Here is a 428-nt window from a genome sequence, read left to right on the forward strand (position 1 = left end):
ATGTTCCTCTGACATGGGGGATTTAGTAAATATATTAAAACTGAATGGAATAAATCCTAAAAAAAGCATGGATTATATGACTGAGCTATTATGTACAGGCACAGGTGGTATTTTTCAAACTAGCTATGAAGATATTTTTATTTTAGATACCCATACATATATTAAAATCGACAATGGAAAAGTGAGTTTTAAGAATTCAGGAACAGAATGTATTATTTTCGATAATAAATACAACTTAGAAGATGCTAGAGACGAGATCCAGAGTAATGTTAATTCTATTTTAGACTGTAAAGAGGTCATGAAAATAGCTCATATAACAGGTGGTTATGACTCAAGATTAGTCTTTGCTGCTTTAGAGTCTGAATCAGCAAAAGAATATAACCACGATAATCTTTATTATGCTTGCCATGGACATCGTTAGCTATTGG

The 428-nt window shown here is 31.5% G+C and carries 1 protein-coding gene; it reads left to right on the top strand.

Going from position 1 to position 428, the window contains the following annotated elements; all coding sequences use genetic code 11:
* A partial coding sequence (locus BTV99_RS13535; protein WP_218607601.1) for a hypothetical protein occupies nt 1-421 on the top strand: 421 nt, incomplete at its 5' end.
* Between the last annotated feature and the right edge of the window lie 7 nt (nt 422-428).

The sequence above is a fragment of the Psychrobacter sp. Rd 27.2 genome (assembly GCF_001921755.1).
Lineage (GTDB): Bacteria > Pseudomonadota > Gammaproteobacteria > Pseudomonadales > Moraxellaceae > Psychrobacter > Psychrobacter celer.